This window comes from Aeromonas sp. 82P, assembly GCF_051919365.1.
Classification (GTDB): Bacteria; Pseudomonadota; Gammaproteobacteria; order Enterobacterales; family Aeromonadaceae; genus Aeromonas; species Aeromonas veronii.
Window position 1 is genome coordinate 1,291,960 of the sequence record NZ_JBQBEV010000001.1, and the last position, 15,034, is coordinate 1,306,993.

The 15,034-nt window shown below is 61.3% G+C and carries 15 protein-coding genes; 11 read left to right on the forward strand and 4 right to left on the reverse strand.

The window, feature by feature from the left end; all coding sequences use genetic code 11:
* Positions 1-10: 10 nt before the first annotated feature.
* Positions 11-1,177: a pentaheme c-type cytochrome TorC gene (torC, locus tag ACTG2S_RS06060; RefSeq protein WP_081250394.1), complete on the reverse strand. Its 1,167-nt coding sequence runs from the start codon at positions 1,175-1,177 to the stop codon at positions 11-13.
* Between the two features lie 145 nt (positions 1,178-1,322).
* Here torC and torR point away from each other — a divergent pair, with 145 nt between their 5' ends.
* Positions 1,323-2,036 (forward strand): two-component system response regulator TorR, encoded by a 714-nt coding sequence (gene torR / locus ACTG2S_RS06065; RefSeq protein ID WP_179903230.1) that lies wholly within the window; start codon positions 1,323-1,325, stop codon positions 2,034-2,036.
* A gap of 36 nt (positions 2,037-2,072) precedes the next feature.
* Here the strand turns inward: torR and ACTG2S_RS06070 are convergent, their stop codons facing one another.
* On the reverse strand, positions 2,073-2,477 hold the full coding sequence (locus tag ACTG2S_RS06070) for a GFA family protein (protein ID WP_139740022.1): 405 nt from the start codon (positions 2,475-2,477) through the stop codon (positions 2,073-2,075).
* 37 nt (positions 2,478-2,514) lie between these two features.
* On the reverse strand, positions 2,515-3,561 hold the full coding sequence (gene torT / locus ACTG2S_RS06075; RefSeq protein WP_236271686.1) for a TMAO reductase system periplasmic protein TorT: 1,047 nt from the start codon (positions 3,559-3,561) through the stop codon (positions 2,515-2,517).
* A gap of 70 nt (positions 3,562-3,631) precedes the next feature.
* Here torT and torS point away from each other — a divergent pair, with 70 nt between their 5' ends.
* The gene (torS, locus tag ACTG2S_RS06080; RefSeq protein ID WP_274160177.1) at positions 3,632-6,457 is read left to right on the forward strand and encodes a TMAO reductase system sensor histidine kinase/response regulator TorS; all 2,826 of its coding nucleotides are present in this window, start codon (positions 3,632-3,634) and stop codon (positions 6,455-6,457) included.
* A 48-nt stretch (positions 6,458-6,505) separates the two neighbouring features.
* Here the strand turns inward: torS and ACTG2S_RS06085 are convergent, their stop codons facing one another.
* Positions 6,506-6,790, reverse strand: coding sequence for a hypothetical protein (locus tag ACTG2S_RS06085; protein WP_270820206.1), 285 nt, complete (start codon positions 6,788-6,790; stop codon positions 6,506-6,508).
* Between the two features lie 324 nt (positions 6,791-7,114).
* Between ACTG2S_RS06085 and glyA the strand changes: the two genes are divergently transcribed.
* The 9 genes from glyA to ACTG2S_RS06130 all read left to right on the forward strand — a co-directional run bounded on the left by glyA (position 7,115) and on the right by ACTG2S_RS06130 (position 14,761).
* On the forward strand, positions 7,115-8,368 hold the full coding sequence (gene glyA / locus ACTG2S_RS06090) for a serine hydroxymethyltransferase (protein WP_005338884.1): 1,254 nt from the start codon (positions 7,115-7,117) through the stop codon (positions 8,366-8,368).
* 150 nt (positions 8,369-8,518) lie between these two features.
* Positions 8,519-8,968, forward strand: a complete 450-nt coding sequence (nrdR, locus tag ACTG2S_RS06095) for a transcriptional regulator NrdR (RefSeq protein WP_005338880.1) — start codon at positions 8,519-8,521, stop codon at positions 8,966-8,968.
* Between the two features lie 105 nt (positions 8,969-9,073).
* On the forward strand, positions 9,074-10,183 hold the full coding sequence (gene ribD, locus ACTG2S_RS06100; RefSeq protein WP_274160178.1) for a bifunctional diaminohydroxyphosphoribosylaminopyrimidine deaminase/5-amino-6-(5-phosphoribosylamino)uracil reductase RibD: 1,110 nt from the start codon (positions 9,074-9,076) through the stop codon (positions 10,181-10,183).
* 55 nt (positions 10,184-10,238) lie between these two features.
* Entirely contained in the window at positions 10,239-10,892 is a 654-nt protein-coding gene (locus ACTG2S_RS06105; protein WP_274160179.1) for a riboflavin synthase, read from the forward strand.
* 149 nt (positions 10,893-11,041) lie between these two features.
* Positions 11,042-12,151 carry a bifunctional 3,4-dihydroxy-2-butanone-4-phosphate synthase/GTP cyclohydrolase II gene (ribBA, locus tag ACTG2S_RS06110; RefSeq protein ID WP_274160180.1) on the forward strand — a complete coding sequence of 370 codons (1,110 nt, stop codon included), beginning with the start codon at positions 11,042-11,044 and terminating at the stop codon, positions 12,149-12,151.
* Positions 12,152-12,354: 203 nt separating this feature from the next.
* Positions 12,355-12,825, forward strand: coding sequence for a 6,7-dimethyl-8-ribityllumazine synthase (gene ribH / locus ACTG2S_RS06115; protein WP_274160181.1), 471 nt, complete (start codon positions 12,355-12,357; stop codon positions 12,823-12,825).
* 14 nt (positions 12,826-12,839) lie between these two features.
* Entirely contained in the window at positions 12,840-13,253 is a 414-nt protein-coding gene (gene nusB / locus ACTG2S_RS06120) for a transcription antitermination factor NusB (protein ID WP_005343514.1), read from the forward strand.
* 57 nt (positions 13,254-13,310) lie between these two features.
* Positions 13,311-14,270 (forward strand): thiamine-phosphate kinase, encoded by a 960-nt coding sequence (gene thiL / locus ACTG2S_RS06125; protein ID WP_439982166.1) that lies wholly within the window; start codon positions 13,311-13,313, stop codon positions 14,268-14,270.
* On the forward strand, positions 14,267-14,761 hold the full coding sequence (locus tag ACTG2S_RS06130) for a phosphatidylglycerophosphatase A family protein (protein WP_005349509.1): 495 nt from the start codon (positions 14,267-14,269) through the stop codon (positions 14,759-14,761). Before thiL ends, ACTG2S_RS06130 begins: the two co-directional genes overlap by 4 nt.
* Positions 14,762-15,034 lie beyond the last annotated feature (273 nt).

Sequence of the window (15,034 nt, forward strand, 5' to 3'; positions counted from 1 at the left end):
GAATCCGGACTTAGTGGCTGCCCTGACCACCGGTATCGGCGGCATGGTTTTGCAGGTATTTGAGCAGGGTGCGCTCCTCTTCCTTGCTCAGGCGATAGTAGGCAGACATCGCCTTGAGCCCCGAGATCCAGCCGTTGGCAGTGAAGTGAGCGGGATCCGGCGCTCCGTGGCAGGAGTTGCAGGTAGATTTGTACATTTCGCCGGCGTAATCCCAGATTGGCTTGAGCGAGGACTCAAAGCCCTTGCCATCGACCCAGGCCTGCACCTGAACCTGTTCCCACTTGATATGGGTGGCGCTGTCGGTCTCCTGTTTGAGCACTTTCTCGCTCGCTTTCAGTTCGTCACGGATGGTGGCGACGAAGACCCGCTTGCCCATGTATTCGCTCAGCACCCGGCCCTTGCCATCGCTCTCGCGCCACCCTTCGATGGTCACCTTGAGGCGATCGCCGCTGCGGTCCACCACGTCGATACGGGAGGCGGGCAGCAGTTTGCCGACCGGGTCGGTGCTCTGTTCGCTGGCATAGAGATCTTTTTCACCCAGGTTGTAGAGGGTCTCGGCGGCTGGCGCCTCTTGCGCGTCGTTGACCAGGGTGGCGTAAGTGGCCCGGAAGCCGCCCGCCATGTTGGGGAGTTCGTGGGCGATGCCCTTGTGGCACTCGATGCAGTTCATGTTCTTCGCCGCCGCATCTTTCATCGCCAGCGCAGCCGCCGGGGACTGCTTAGCGTGATCCATGTTGTCGTAGCTGTGGCAGGACTTGCAGGTCTTGGAGTTCTGGCTGCTCATCCGCGCCCACACCTTCTCGGCCAGATGCAGGCGCCGGTCCTCGAACTTCTCCTGGGTGTCGATGCTGTGGCCTATGTACTCCTGATAGAGGTCGTTGGCCGCCTCCATCTTGCGGGCCACCTTGCCGACGAAATCCTTCGGCTGATGACAGTCGGTACAGACCGCCTGTACCCCGGAGGCATTCTTGAAGTGGATGGACTCCTTGTACTCCGGATAGACGGTGTCTTTCATGGAGTGGCAGGAGATACAGAATTCGAGGCTGCTGGTTTTCTCAAAGCCATAGTGCAGGCCGACGGTGCCCGCGAGGGTGACGCTGACGCCCACCAGAAGCAGCGCCAGTACCGACCAGCGACGGCTGGGGGTGCGCAGGAAGTGCCACAGTTTTTTCATCATGCTCTCTCACATCACTTTTTTGATGGGAGCCATGATAGGGAGGCGTTGTGAACAGGGCTGCCGCCACAAATTAATGAAATAGGGGTATTTATGACAAAATGTGAATAGAATAATCCTCCCTTGTCGACCATCGTGAACCCTGCCCATGAGCTACCACATTCTGGTTGTTGAAGATGATGCGGTTACCCGCGAGAAGCTGACCGGCTATTTCGAGCGGGAGGGCTATCGGGTGACGGCGGTCGAAAATGGCCAGGAGATGCGCGCCGTGCTGGCGGAGCAGAGGGTCGATCTGGTGATGCTGGATATCAACCTGCCGGGAGAAGATGGTCTGCTGTTAACCCGTGAACTGCGTGCGCGCAGCACGGTGGGGATCATTCTGGTCACCGGCCGCAGCGATGCGGTGGACCGGATTGTCGGCCTCGAGATGGGGGCCGACGACTATGTCACCAAGCCGTTCGAGCTACGGGAGTTGCTGGTGCGGGTCAAGAATCTGCTGTGGCGGATCTCGCTGGCGGCCGCCGCGCCGAGCGAGCCTGCGGTGGCTGACGATGCGGTGCGCTTCGGCCCCTGGCGTTTTGACATTCCCCGTCGCCAGCTCAGCAAGGACGGAGTGCCGGTGCGTCTGACCAAGGCCGAATATGAAGTGCTGGTGGCCTTTGTCGCCCATGCCGGGCGGGTGCTCAGTCGGGAGCGGATCCTGACCCTCATCAGCCATCGCGGTGATGGCCCGAGCGATCGCACCATAGACGTGTTGATCCGGCGGCTGCGCGGCAAGATGGAAGCGGATCCGCGGGATCCCCAGCTGTTTGTCACCGTCCATGGTGAAGGCTATCTGTTTGCCGGCGAGATAGCCTCCTGATCCCGTTGCGGTGGCCCTGGCCTGTTTGACCGGGTATCAGACCGGCGGGCGGGTATCAAATTGCGGGCAGTCGTCGCCAATCTGGTGCCAGGGCGCCTTGGATCCGACGAAGATGTGAAACGCGGGTCGCTGGCTCGGCACATCGTCCAGTACCCCGAGGCGCAGGTTGATCTTGCCGCTGCTGCTCTTCTGGCTGAACAGGCTGGAGCCACAGTGACGACAGAAGGCCAGGGTGGTCTCTGCCGATTTCCGGTAGCGGCCGATGGCCTCTTCCCCTTTCACTATGGTGACCTGGTTGCCATCCAGTCCGCCGACCGAGGCGTAATCTCCCCCTGAAAACTTGCGGCATTCGCTGCAGTGGCAGTTCCCCATATAGTCGAACTGATCCGGTAGGGTCAGGGCGACGGCGCCGCACAGGCAGCTGGCATGTAACTCTTTCATCTCTTCTCCTTGAGTGTGCTGATCGGATTTGGAACGGCTATTCGACCCGATAGACGGGACGAAAGGCGCCATCCGAGAGGGAATCGGCGGGGTCGGCCAGTGGCGCAGACAGAGTCAGAATGGGTGGCCCCATCACCCGCGGGCACTGCTCGGCATTGGCATCAGGGTGTTGCAGCAGGCAGACCGCCTGAGCGACCGCAAGGCGCCCCTGCAGCCGCATCTGATCGCTGTTGGCGGCCAGGATCTTGCCTCGGCGCAGTCCCCGCTGTATCCCGTGGCTGAAGTAGGTGCTCAGCACCTGGGGCCTGTCGAGATGGCGCTGTGACAGTTCGTTGACCGCCACTTCGGCGGCGATGGCGCCCCCCACCAGATAGTCGAGGTCGGGATAGCGGGCCAGAGTTTGCTGCACCAGCGTGCGCTGGATTTCCCGGCTGTTGTCGCCGCGCTCGGTGCTGACCAGCTTGATGGCGCTCCCCTTGATGGCATCGGCAAAGCCCGGCTCTACGAAGTTGTTGCCGCCACTCGCCTGCGGGCCGGGGAAGAGGGCGACCGAGACCGGCTTGCTGCCGGCGGGGTGACGCTGCGCCAGCCAGTGGCCAATCTGCCAGCCCATCTGGTACCAGGAGACTCCCACCTTCGCTTGCACTAGGCCGCTGGGCAGATCGTTGACCAGCCCAAAGAGCGGCAGCGGCGTGACCTTGATGGCCTCGCGCAAGCCCTGATAGCTCACCGCGCCGAGCAAGATGGCGTCGCTCCCTTCCTGCACGCAGCGCTGCAACTGTTGGCGCTGCTCGGCGAGGGCACCGTAACCCCCTGCTTCGTGGATCTGCAACTTGACTCCCAGCCGCTTCGCTTCGTCCACCATGCCCTGATTGACCGAAAGCCAGTAGGCGTCGCGCAGATGGGGGTAGAGGGCACAGATGGTCAGCGGTTTGGTTGCGGCGGCGGGTTCCTGCCACTGCTGGCGCACCGGCTGGCCGCTGAATTCGCCGCCGGGCCAGATATCGACTGCAAAGGCGAGGGCGGCGCGGGGAAGCATTAGCAACCAGATCAGCAACAACGGGGAGAGATAGACGCTTCGCATGGCCAGGGGTTTTGTTAAAGTGTTGGGCCATATTATCCGGTCAAAGCCGACCACAACCAAGGGACTTCCCGTGAGAATCTTTTCCGGCTTGGGTGGCAAGTTGCTGCTGGCCTTCTCCCTGATGGCGTTGTTGACCCTGAGTGCCTCCCTGCTGGGCTGGGTGGGGCTTAGCCATCTGCGCCAGCTGGAGCAAGGGGTGCAGCAGACGTTGGCCGATCAGGAGCTGGCCCGCACGCTCTCTCGCCTCAGCGGCGAGATCCAGAGCGCGTCGCGGCTGCTGGCCACCGCAACCAGCGAGCAGGAGCGGGAGCATCAGGGGCGCTTGCTCACTCTGCAGGGGCAACAGCTACAACAGGTGCTGGCGCAACTTGGTCGTGGGCAGGGTTCAACAAGCCTCGATCAGCTTAGTCAGAGCATCATCGGCAATCTGGGCCAGCAGGGCTGGCTGGTGGGAGAGCGACTGACCCTGATGGCGCAGGGCGAGGCGCAGCGGGCCCGTCTGGTGGCGGCGGCCGGACAGATCGCCGAGCTGGCGCGCAGCCAGATGGAGAACGCCGAAACCGTGATGGTGGCGGGGTTGGGTTCCCTCTACCAACAGCAAGGTGCGCAGGCGACCCGGACGCTGGACCGCCTGCTGGAGCAGGATCTCGACTGGCTGGAGCAGATGACCGAGCTGCGCCATCGCACCCTGATGCAGCAGCAGCGCATCGAGGAGATGTGGCGCAGCGAACGGCAGGAACAGTTGCAAACGCTATTGCAAGAGGGGCAGCGGGAGCTGGCTATTTTGCAACTGCGGGCCGGGGCAGTGACCGATCCTGCCCGCCGGCAGGCGGTGGAGCAGGCGCTGACCGTGCTGGCGCAAAGCGACAAGCTGGTGCAACTGCGCAGTGACTGGCTCGGCAAGGGGGAGGCGCTGCGGGTGCTGGCCAATGCCAATGAAGCCCTGATGAGCAGTCTCAACCAGCAGGTCGGAGAGCTGGTCAGCCGTGCCCGCGATTCGCTGGGGCAGAGCCAGCAGGCGCTAAGCCAGCGTCTCAGGCTGCTGGAGCAGGCGTTGATGGGCATTGGCCTGCTCACGCTGGTACTGCTGATGCTGTTGATGTGGCGCATGGTCTATGGCCGGATCGTCTGGCCGCTGCAACGGGCGGTGGCGGGGATGAGCCGGTTGGCGCGCGGGGATCTGGCCCCCCTTGAGCCGCTTGCCAGTACCGGGCGCGATGAGCTGGCGGAGCTGGGGCGGGCCCTGCAGGTGTTTCGTGACAATGCGGTTGAGCTGGGCCGCTATCAGCGCGAGCTGGAGTCACGGGTCGAGGAGCGCACCGGCCAGCTCAGCCACGCCAACGAGCGGCTCAATGAGGAGGTGGCGAAGCAGCGGCAGGCCCGCACCGAGGCCGAACAGGCCAACCGCGCCAAGTCGGTGTTTCTCGCCACCATGAGCCACGAGATCCGCACCCCCATGAACGGCATTCTGGGCGGCTTGACGTTGCTGGAAGATACCCACCTCAGCGATACCCAGCAGCGCTATCTGGCCGCCATCGAGCACAGTGGCGAATCCCTGCTGGAGATCCTCAACGACATTCTCGACTACTCCAAGATAGAAGCGGGCCATGTGGAGGCGCGCCGCGAGCCCTTCCCCCTGTTTCAGCTGGTGGATGAGCTCAGCGCGTTGTTTCGGCCAAAGGCAGCGGCCAAGGGGGTCACCCTGGCGCTGGAATATGCGCCCGGGCTGGCGCCTGTGGTCGAGGGGGATCTGGGCAAGCTGCGGCAGGTGCTCGGCAACTTGCTCGGCAATGCGGTCAAGTTTACCGCCCGTGGCCAGATTACCCTGACGGTAGCGCCTCTTGCCTGCCAAGGCCCTTGCGCCGAGCCCTGCATCCGCTTCGTGGTGCGCGATACCGGCCCCGGCATTCCGGCCGATGAGCAGGAGGCAGTGTTCGAGGCGTTTCGCCAGCGCAAGCGTGATATAGGCCATCAGGGCGGCACCGGGTTGGGACTGGCGATCAGCCGCAAGCTGGTGGCCGCCATGGGAGGCGAGCTGATCCTTGTCAGCGAACCGGGCAAGGGGTGTGAATTCAGCTTCAGCCTGCCCTTGCAGCGCTCGAGCGCCCAACTGCCCGCCGAGGCACAGCCACTGCACCTTGGTCAGTCCCGCGACATCCTGCTGGTGGAGGATAACGAGATCAACCGGTTGGTGGCGCACGGCATGCTGACCCGCCTCGGCCATCGCGTCACCCTGGCGGAGGATGGCCGCAGCGCGCTGGCGCTGGTGACCGAGCGCCCCTTCGAGTTGGCGCTGCTCGATATCAATCTGCCCGATATGGACGGCATGACCCTGCGCGAGGATCTGGCCGCCATCAGTGAAGAGATGCATGAGCGGCCGCTGCCCGCCATCGCCATCTCGGCCCAGATGTATCCGGAGGATATCCGCCACTGCCTTGCCGCCGGGTTTGTCGATTTTGTCGGCAAGCCGGTGCGGCTGGCGGTGCTGGCGAACGCCATAGATCAACTATTTCGGCAAGAGGGCGCCTCTATCGAGCCTCAGGTGCAATTATCTGCAGCCGCGTCCTCAACTAACCAGCCTGAGTGGGCCAATCCGGTGCTGGATGCCGATCTGCCCCTGCTCGGCATGGCGCGGATCCGCCAGCTGGTCGCGCTGTTTGAGTCGCAAGGGCGGGTGTTGGTGGATAAGTTGGCTCAGGGTGAGGGGAGTGAGCAACGTCAGCTGGCGCACAAGCTCAAGGGGAGTGCGCTGGCGCTGGGGTTGACCGAATTTGCCAGCCATTGCGCGGCTCTTGAGGCGGGAGGCGGTGAGCCTGCGGCAATCGGGGCGCAATTTGACGCGGCGTTGAGCGGGTTGCAGCAGTGGCTGGTGGCCAATAGGGATTCGCCGTTCTGATCCCTGCTGGCGATGTACAACGTTCAGAGGGGGCCAGCCCCTGCGCCGTTATTCGCTCTCGCGAAACAGCACCTGCTTGCACTTGGCACAGACCCATTCCCGGCGAAAATCGGTCAGGTGCACCATGCCCACCTCCAGCAACTCGTGGTGGCCGCAGTGATAACAGAAGATGATGTCGCCATCGACTGATTCAGGGTGGGCCGCCAGATATTCGGCTTTGGTGGGGAGTTGCTCCCACGAGGTGGTGGGGACATGCTTGCGTTGGCTGGTGTAGTAGACCCAGTAGAACAGAAAAAAGACAGCCAGGATCACGAATGTCAGCAGATGGTCCATCTTGAACTCCTCCGGTTAGGTGCAGCCCCTCGGATGCATGGCTGCAATCAGCTCCATCATCATTAAATTTGTTTCGAATGAATATGTTACAGGATGGATAAAGAGGGCGTTGTGATCCCCTTCGGGTTTTGCCCGCCCGCAGCGGGATGAAAAATGTGTCGTTTGGCGGAGCGGCCAGGGTATTGAACGGGGAGGGAATCTTGCTTTTTACAACATAAATTCAACATTTTTTTAGGTTGTTGGACTGTCTCTTTGATCCAGCTCACGTTACAATGCCCGCGCCCACTTCACCTAACGCGCAAACGATTTTCAGGAGAGAAACGGATGTTGAAACGTGACATGACCATCGCCAATTATGATCCGCAATTGTGGCAGGCCATCACAGACGAAACCCGTCGTCAGGAAGAGCATATCGAGCTGATTGCGTCTGAGAACTACACCAGCCCCCGTGTCATGGAAGCCCAGGGCTCCCAGCTGACCAACAAGTACGCCGAAGGTTACCCCTCCAAGCGTTACTACGGTGGTTGCGAGTATGTGGATGTGGTCGAAACCCTGGCCATCGAGCGCGCCAAAGAGCTGTTCGGTGCCACTTACGCCAACGTGCAGCCGCACTCCGGCTCCCAGGCCAACAGCGCTGTTTACATGGCTCTGCTGCAGCCGGGCGACACCGTGCTGGGCATGAACCTGGCCCACGGTGGTCACCTGACCCACGGCTCTCCGGTCAACTTCTCCGGCAAGCTTTACAACATCGTGCCTTACGGTATCGATGAGTCCGGCAAGATCGACTACGACGACATGGAACGTCAGGCTGTCGAGCACAAGCCGAAGATGATGATCGGTGGCTTCTCTGCCTACTCCGGCATCGTTGACTGGGCCCGCATGCGCGAAATCGCCGACAAGGTTGGTGCCTACCTGTTCGTCGACATGGCCCACGTGGCGGGTCTGATTGCAGCTGGCGTCTACCCGAACCCGGTTCCCCACGCTCACGTGGTCACCTCCACCACTCACAAGACCCTGGCCGGTCCGCGCGGTGGTCTTATTCTCTCCGCCGCTGACGACGAGGAGCTCTACAAGAAGCTCAACTCTGCCGTCTTCCCGGGTGGTCAGGGTGGCCCGCTGATGCATGTCATCGCCGGTAAAGCCGTGGCCTTCAAAGAGGCGCTGGAGCCGGAGTTCAAGACCTATCAGGCTCAGGTCGTGAAAAACGCCAAGGCGATGGCCGCCACCTTTATCGAGCGCGGTTACAAGATCGTCTCCGGCGGTACCGACAACCACCTGATGCTGGTTGATCTGATCGGCCGCGAGCTGACCGGTAAGGACGCTGACGCTGCGTTGGGCAAAGCCAACATCACCGTCAACAAGAACTCCGTGCCCAACGACCCGCGCTCCCCGTTCGTCACCTCCGGTGTGCGGATCGGTACCCCGGCCATCACCCGCCGCGGTTTCAAGGAAGCAGAGTCCATCGAGCTGACCCACTGGATCTGCGACGTACTGGACAACCACGACAACGATGCCGTGCTGGCCACCGTACGCGAGAAGGTGCTGGATATCTGCCGCCGCTTCCCGGTTTATGGCTGATAAGTCAGACCGTTCGCTTTGAGACCAATGCCACCTGCGGGTGGCATTGTTTTTTCTGGCTTTTACCGGTTTTGGATGGCCGTGCTACACTGGCCGACCTAGATCCTGGCCCGCCGGGCCGGTCCCTGTTCCATTAACGCCGGAGGTCCGATGCATTGCCCATTCTGTAGTGCGGTTGATACCAAGGTGATCGATTCCCGCTTGGTGGCAGAAGGCCATCAGGTGCGCCGCCGTCGTGAGTGTCTGCTCTGTCACGAGCGTTTTACCACCTTCGAGATGGCCGAGCTGGTGATGCCCCGCGTCATCAAGTCCAACGGTTCCCGCGAGCCGTTCAATGAAGACAAGCTGCGCGCCGGCATCCTGCGGGCGCTGGAGAAGCGGCCGGTGAGCATGGAAGCCATCGAAAAGGCGGTCAACCATATCAAATCCCGCCTGCGTGCCACCGGCGAGCGCGAAGTCGCCTCCGAGCTGGTGGGCAATCTGGTGATGGATGAGCTCAAGAGTCTCGACAAGGTGGCCTATATCCGCTTTGCCTCCGTCTATCGCAGCTTCGAAGATATTCGCGAGTTCGGCGAAGAGATTGCCAAGCTGGAAAAATAAATCGTCCCTGAAGCAGGCTCGATTCACGAAGTGTCATCGGATGCGGTAACGAAGCCAGTTACCTGATGCGATACGGCTTGGATGTTGTTGAAAACAGGAGCCCGAATGTTTAGTCAAGATGATTACCAATGGATGAGTCGGGCCCTCGAACTGGCCCGCCGCGGCCGCTACACCACGGCCCCCAACCCCTGCGTCGGCGCCGTGCTGGTCAAAGATGGCGTGGTGGTTGGCGAAGGGTGGCATCAGAAGGCGGGCGAGCCCCATGCCGAGGTTTACGCCCTGCGCGCCGCCGGTGACAACGCCCGTGGTGCTACCGCCTATGTAACCCTCGAACCCTGCTCCCATCACGGTCGTACTCCCCCCTGCGCCGAGGCGCTGATCAACGCTGGCGTAGCGCGGGTGGTGGCGGCCATGGTCGATCCCAATCCCCAGGTGGGTGGGCGTGGCCTGCGTATGCTCTCCGAAGCGGGGATCAAGACCGATTTCGGCCTGCTGGCGAGCGAAGCGGAAGCGCTCAACCCGGGCTTTTTCAAGCGGATGCGGACCGCCTTCCCGCGAGTGACCGTCAAGCTGGGGGCCAGTCTCGATGGCCGCACCGCCATGGCGAGCGGCGAGAGCCAGTGGATCACCTCCCCGGATGCGCGCCGTGACGTGCAACGACTGCGGGCCCGCCACGATGCGGTGCTCTCCAGCGCCGAAACCGTGCTGGCCGATGGCGCTTCCCTGACCGTGCGCTGGGACGAGCTGCCCCCCTCGGTCAAGGCAAGTTATCCCAAAGAGACCCTGCGCCAGCCGCTGCGAGTCATCGTCGATTCGCAAAACCGCCTCACTCCCGACTTGCCGCTGTTCCAGAGCGAGAGCCCGGTGCTGCTGGCCCGTCACAAGGCGTCCGGCGAGTGGCCCGAGTGGGTGCAGCAGCTGGAGCTGCCGCTGCTGGATGGCAAGCTGGATCTGGTCAGCCTCTTCATGCTGCTGGCCAAGCAGAACGTCAACTCGGTGCTGGTCGAGGCGGGCCCGCGGCTGTGCGGCGCTCTGCTGGAAAAAGGGTTGGTGGATGAGCTGGTGCTCTATCAGGCGCCCAAACTGATGGGGGATGAGGGGCGTGGCCTGTTCCATCTGCCGGGCCTGACACGCTTGTTCCAGGCACCCAAGCTCAACATCAAGGATGTGCGCATGGTCGGCCAGGATATTCGCATTACCGCCAAAATAGCCTGATTTATCAATGTTCAAGGGGGCATAATCAGCCCCCGTCATCAGCAAGGTGATCTGCATGTTTACCGGAATTATCGAAGCGGTGGGAACCCTGGCCGAGCTTCGCCGTCAGGGCGATGACATGGCCCTCACCGTCCACGCACCAGGTCTGGATTTTAGCGACGTCAAACTGGGTGACTCCATTGCCACCAACGGCGTCTGCCTCACCGTCGTGGCGCTGGGTGACAAGAGCTATACCGCCGACGTGTCGCTGGAAACCCTCTCCCGTACCGGCTTTGCCGCCGCCAGAGTGGGCGATCGGGTCAACCTGGAGAAGGCGCTGATGCCCACCTCCCGCCTCGGCGGCCATCTGGTCTCCGGCCATGTGGATGGGGTAGGGGAGGTGAAAAGCGTCTCCAGCAGCGGCCGCGCCATCGAGTACTGGATCAAGTCGCCGGGGGAACTCTCCCGCTATATCGCCGAGAAAGGCTCCATTGCGGTGGATGGCATCAGCCTCACCGTCAACGCGGTGCAGGGCGACCTTTTCCGCCTGACGATCGTGCCCCACACCGCGCAGGAGACCACTATTGCCAGCTGGAAGCCGGGTCACAAGGTCAACCTCGAGGTGGATCAAATCGCCCGCTATCTGGAGCGGCTGATGATGGGGAAAAGTCAGGAGAGCAGCGCCTCGACCCTGACCATGGAGACGCTGGCCAAGGCCGGTTTTCTCTGACGGTGTGCGCTAAATCTGGCCACCAAAACGATTTTCTGTGATCCCGCTCTGATTGAAATGGAGCCGCTAGCCCCAATCTAGAGCAACATACACTCGCATTTGCGTTGAGCCTGCTGGCTCAACCCCCAAGCACACTGATGGAGTAGCCCATGGCGCTGAGCACAACCCAGGAAATCATTGCCGATATCAAGGCTGGCAAGATGGTGATCCTGATGGATGACGAAGACAGGGAGAACGAAGGGGACCTCATCATGGCCGCCTCCTGCGTCCGTCCGGAGGATATCAACTTCATGGCCCGCTACGGCCGTGGCCTCATCTGCCTGACCCTGACCCGGGATCGCTGCAAGCAGCTGGCGCTGCCGCTGATGGTGGATCGCAACAATGCCCAGTTCTCCACTGCCTTTACCGTCTCCATCGAGGCGGCAGAAGGGGTGACCACAGGTATCTCCGCCGCCGATCGCGCGGTGACCGTGCAGGCGGCTGTGGCGTCCAACGCCAAGGCGGCCGATCTGGTGCAGCCGGGCCACATCTTCCCGCTGATGGCGCAGGATGGCGGCGTGCTGACCCGTGCCGGTCACACCGAAGCGGGCTGCGATCTGGCCCGTCTGGCTGGTTTCGAGCCTGCCGCCGTCATCGTCGAGATCCTCAATGAAGATGGCACCATGGCGCGCCGTCCTGACCTGGAGATCTTCGCCGAGGAGCACGGCATCAAGCTTGGCACCATCGCCGACCTCATCGAGTACCGCAACCAGCACGAGACCACGGTCGAGAAGGTGGCCGAGTGCAAGCTGCCGACCGAGTTTGGCGAGTTCGACCTCATCACCTTCCGCGACACCATCGACAATCAGGTTCACTTCGCCCTGAAAAAGGGTGAGGTGCAGGCCGACCAGCCAACCCTGGTGCGGGTTCATCTGCACGATGTGCTGAGCGATCTGCTGCTGACCGACCGCCACGCCGCCCGCAGCTGGCCGCTGCCCAAATCCATGGCCCGCATTGCCAGCGAAGGCGGGGTGCTGGTGATTTTGGGGGCGGAATCCCATGGCGCCGAGCTGCTGGCCCGGGTCAAGGGTTTTGAAGCCGCCGACAAGGGGCTGGCGCCGGAAGGAGCCAAGTGGCAGGGCACCTCGCGCCGGGTGGGCGTCGGTTCCCAGATCCTCAAGGCCCTTGGCGTAAGCAAGATGCGCCTGTTGAGCTCACCGAAGAAGTACCATGCCCTCGGTGGTTTCGGTCTGGAAGTGGTTGAGTACGTCGGCGAGTAACGTACTACCAGAGAAGTACCATCCCCTTCTGGGCGGTTTCGGTCTGGAAGTCGTGGAATTTACCGGCGAGTAAGCGCGCCGGACTGGTTAAATCGCAATCATGGCCGTCTATTGCGGCCATGGTTTTTGTCGTGGGTCTGTTGTGCTAGAATATGCGCACTTTTGACTCCGGCCCTTTTGATTGCACAGATACAGGATTTCCAATGAAGGTTATCGAAGGAAATATCGCCGCTCCTGAGGCGCGCGTTGCTATTGTTGTTGCCCGTTTCAACAGCTTCATCAACGACAGTCTGGTGAACGGCGCGGTGGACGTACTGAAGCGTCAAGGTCAAGTGCTGGACAGCAACCTGACACTGGTAAAAGTGCCGGGCGCGGTTGAAATGCCATTGGTCATCAAGAAGCTGGCCAAGAGTGGTCAATACGACGCCATCGTGGCGGTCGGTACTGTCATCCGTGGCGGCACCTACCACTTCGACCTGGTGGCAAACGAGAACAGCAAGGGCATGGCCCAGGTAATGATGGAATATGAAATTCCCGTTGCCTTCGGTGTGCTGACCACTGAAAACATTGAACAAGCCATCGAGCGTGCAGGTACCAAGGCGGGTAACAAGGGTGCAGAGGCTGCACTGGCAGCGCTCGAAATGATCAACGTCCTGAAAGAACTGGACGTGTAACGAGGAGAAGTACATTGAAACCGTCTGAGCGCCGTAAAGCCCGCCATTGCGCCACCCAGGCCATCTACCAGTGGCAGATGACCAAGGCTAACGTGGGTGACATCGAAGAGCAGTTCAAGATCGATCAGGACACCAAGGGTGTAGACCTGAACTATTTCCGCGATCTGCTGTTCGGGGTAGCCCTCCACTGCAGCGAGCTGGACAAGGTGTTTGCACCTTTCCTCTCCCGTCCGCTGGAAGAAGTGGACATGGTGGACAAGGCGATCCTGCGTCTGGCGACCTACGAGCTGACCCGTCGTGATGATGTACCGCCGCGCGTGGTCATCAACGAAGCGATCGAGCTGGCCAAAGCTTTTGCTGCCGATGACAGCCACAAGTTTGTCAACGGTGTACTGGACAAGGTGATCAAGTCGCTGAACAAGCGTTGATCCTGCTGTCCGTCAGCATCTAAGAGAGGAGCCAGCTTATTGCTGGCTTTTTACTGTATGGGTGAATTTGAGCTGATTGATAAGTACTTCAAGGTCCCCCACGCCCGCAAGGACGTGGTGATGGGCCCTGGAGATGACTGTGCCCTGCTGACCCTGCCCCCCGATACCCAGCTGGCGGTGAGCACCGACACTCTGGTGAGCGGCGTACACTTCTTTCCCGACATGGATCCGGTGGATCTCGGCTACAAGGCGCTGGCGGTCAATCTCTCCGATCTCGCCGCCATGGGGGCCGAGCCGCGCTGGGTGTCGCTGGCGCTGACTCTGCCTGCCATCAACGAAGGTTGGGTTGCCGGGTTTGCCGAAGGGTTTCTGGAGCTGGCCGAGTACTACAATGTGGCGCTGGTGGGCGGAGACATGACCCGCGGGCCGCTCTCCATCACCATCTCGGTGAAGGGATCGGTGCCTGCCGGGCGCGCCCTGATGCGCAACGGTGCCAAAGCGGGTGACGGCATCTATGTGACTGGCACTCTGGGGGATGCCGCGCTGGCGCTCTCTCACCTGCTGGGCAAACGCACCCTCAACGAGAACCAGCTGGCTGCCGTGCTGCCACGGCTCGACCATCCCCATCCCCGCATTCTGGCCGGTCAGGCGCTGCGCGGGCTGGCGGACAGTGCGCTGGATCTCTCCGACGGTCTGGCATCGGATCTCGGCCATATCCTCAAGGCCTCCGGCGTGCGGGCCCAGATCGATCTCGATCTGCTGCCGCTCTCGCCGGTGTTGCAGGATGCGGTGAGCGAGCAGGAGGCGTGGCAACTGGCGCTGGCCGGTGGCGATGACTACGAGCTCTGCTTTACCGTACCGGAGGAGCATCGCGGCGCGCTCGATACGGCGCTGGCTCACAGCGGGGTCAAGTTCAGCCGCATCGGCCGCATCGTGGCGGGCGAGCCGGGCATCGACTACCTGCGTGGCGACCAAGCGGTCGAGTTGCAACTGAAAGGGTGGGATCACTTCGCATGAGTTTGTTCAGGATAAAGCCCGAGCTGACACGACTGGATCTGAAGAATCCGCTTCATTTTTTGGCGGTGGGGTTTGGTTCCGGTCTCAGCCCCAAGGCGCCGGGCACCATGGGCACCCTGGCGGCCATTCCACTCTATCTGCTGGTGAGCGGGCTGCCGACCCACTGGTTTATCGCCTTGCTGGCGGTGGGGTTTGTGGTCGGTATTCGTATCTGTCAGAGCGCCACCGATGCCATCGGCATGCCGGATCACGGCGCCATCGTCTGGGACGAGGTGATCGGTTTTGGCGTCACCATGATCGCAGCGCCTGCCGGCTGGGAGTGGGTGGTGGCGGGCTTCGCGCTGTTCCGGTTGTTTGATGTGCTCAAGCCCTGGCCCATCTCCTGGTTTGATCGCCGGATCCACGGTGGCCTGGGCATCATGCTGGACGATCTGATCGCCGGCCTGTTCGCCCTGTTTTGTATGCAATTACTGGCATTCTGGCTCGGTTGAGAGCCATCTTCCGGGGGATGACTGTTCTTGCATCCCCCGATTTATATCTGCTTAATTTTCATTCATCGGCATATGCTGCCGTTTATCATCCATTTCACATGAATATTCACTACTCATTCGGGGCTGGTGATCGTTTTTGAAATAGTGATAAATGCTGCTTGTTGCGTTGTTGTTGAAATTAAAGTAATGATACCAATAGATGTGCGGACGCACCGGCCATTTTTGTGATGAAAATCATCATTTATCTCTGCCGAATTGGTGGTTATCTGCACA

Excerpts from the sequence above, each read along its gene's own strand:
- ACTG2S_RS06105 (WP_274160179.1), top strand. The coding sequence starts at position 10,239 with ATGTTTACCGGAATTATCGAAGCGGTGGGAACCCTGGCCGAGCTTCGC.
- ribH (WP_274160181.1), top strand. The coding sequence starts at position 12,355 with ATGAAGGTTATCGAAGGAAATATCGCCGCTCCTGAGGCGCGCGTTGCT.
- glyA (WP_005338884.1), top strand. The coding sequence starts at position 7,115 with ATGTTGAAACGTGACATGACCATCGCCAATTATGATCCGCAATTGTGG.
- ACTG2S_RS06130 (WP_005349509.1), top strand. The coding sequence starts at position 14,267 with ATGAGTTTGTTCAGGATAAAGCCCGAGCTGACACGACTGGATCTGAAG.
- ribBA (WP_274160180.1), top strand. The coding sequence starts at position 11,042 with ATGGCGCTGAGCACAACCCAGGAAATCATTGCCGATATCAAGGCTGGC.
- torT (WP_236271686.1), bottom strand. The coding sequence starts at position 3,561 with ATGCGAAGCGTCTATCTCTCCCCGTTGTTGCTGATCTGGTTGCTAATG.
- torC (WP_081250394.1), bottom strand. The coding sequence starts at position 1,177 with ATGATGAAAAAACTGTGGCACTTCCTGCGCACCCCCAGCCGTCGCTGG.
- thiL (WP_439982166.1), top strand. The coding sequence starts at position 13,311 with ATGGGTGAATTTGAGCTGATTGATAAGTACTTCAAGGTCCCCCACGCC.
- ACTG2S_RS06070 (WP_139740022.1), bottom strand. The coding sequence starts at position 2,477 with ATGAAAGAGTTACATGCCAGCTGCCTGTGCGGCGCCGTCGCCCTGACC.
- ribD (WP_274160178.1), top strand. The coding sequence starts at position 9,074 with ATGTTTAGTCAAGATGATTACCAATGGATGAGTCGGGCCCTCGAACTG.
- ACTG2S_RS06085 (WP_270820206.1), bottom strand. The coding sequence starts at position 6,790 with ATGGACCATCTGCTGACATTCGTGATCCTGGCTGTCTTTTTTCTGTTC.
- torR (WP_179903230.1), top strand. The coding sequence starts at position 1,323 with ATGAGCTACCACATTCTGGTTGTTGAAGATGATGCGGTTACCCGCGAG.
- nrdR (WP_005338880.1), top strand. The coding sequence starts at position 8,519 with ATGCATTGCCCATTCTGTAGTGCGGTTGATACCAAGGTGATCGATTCC.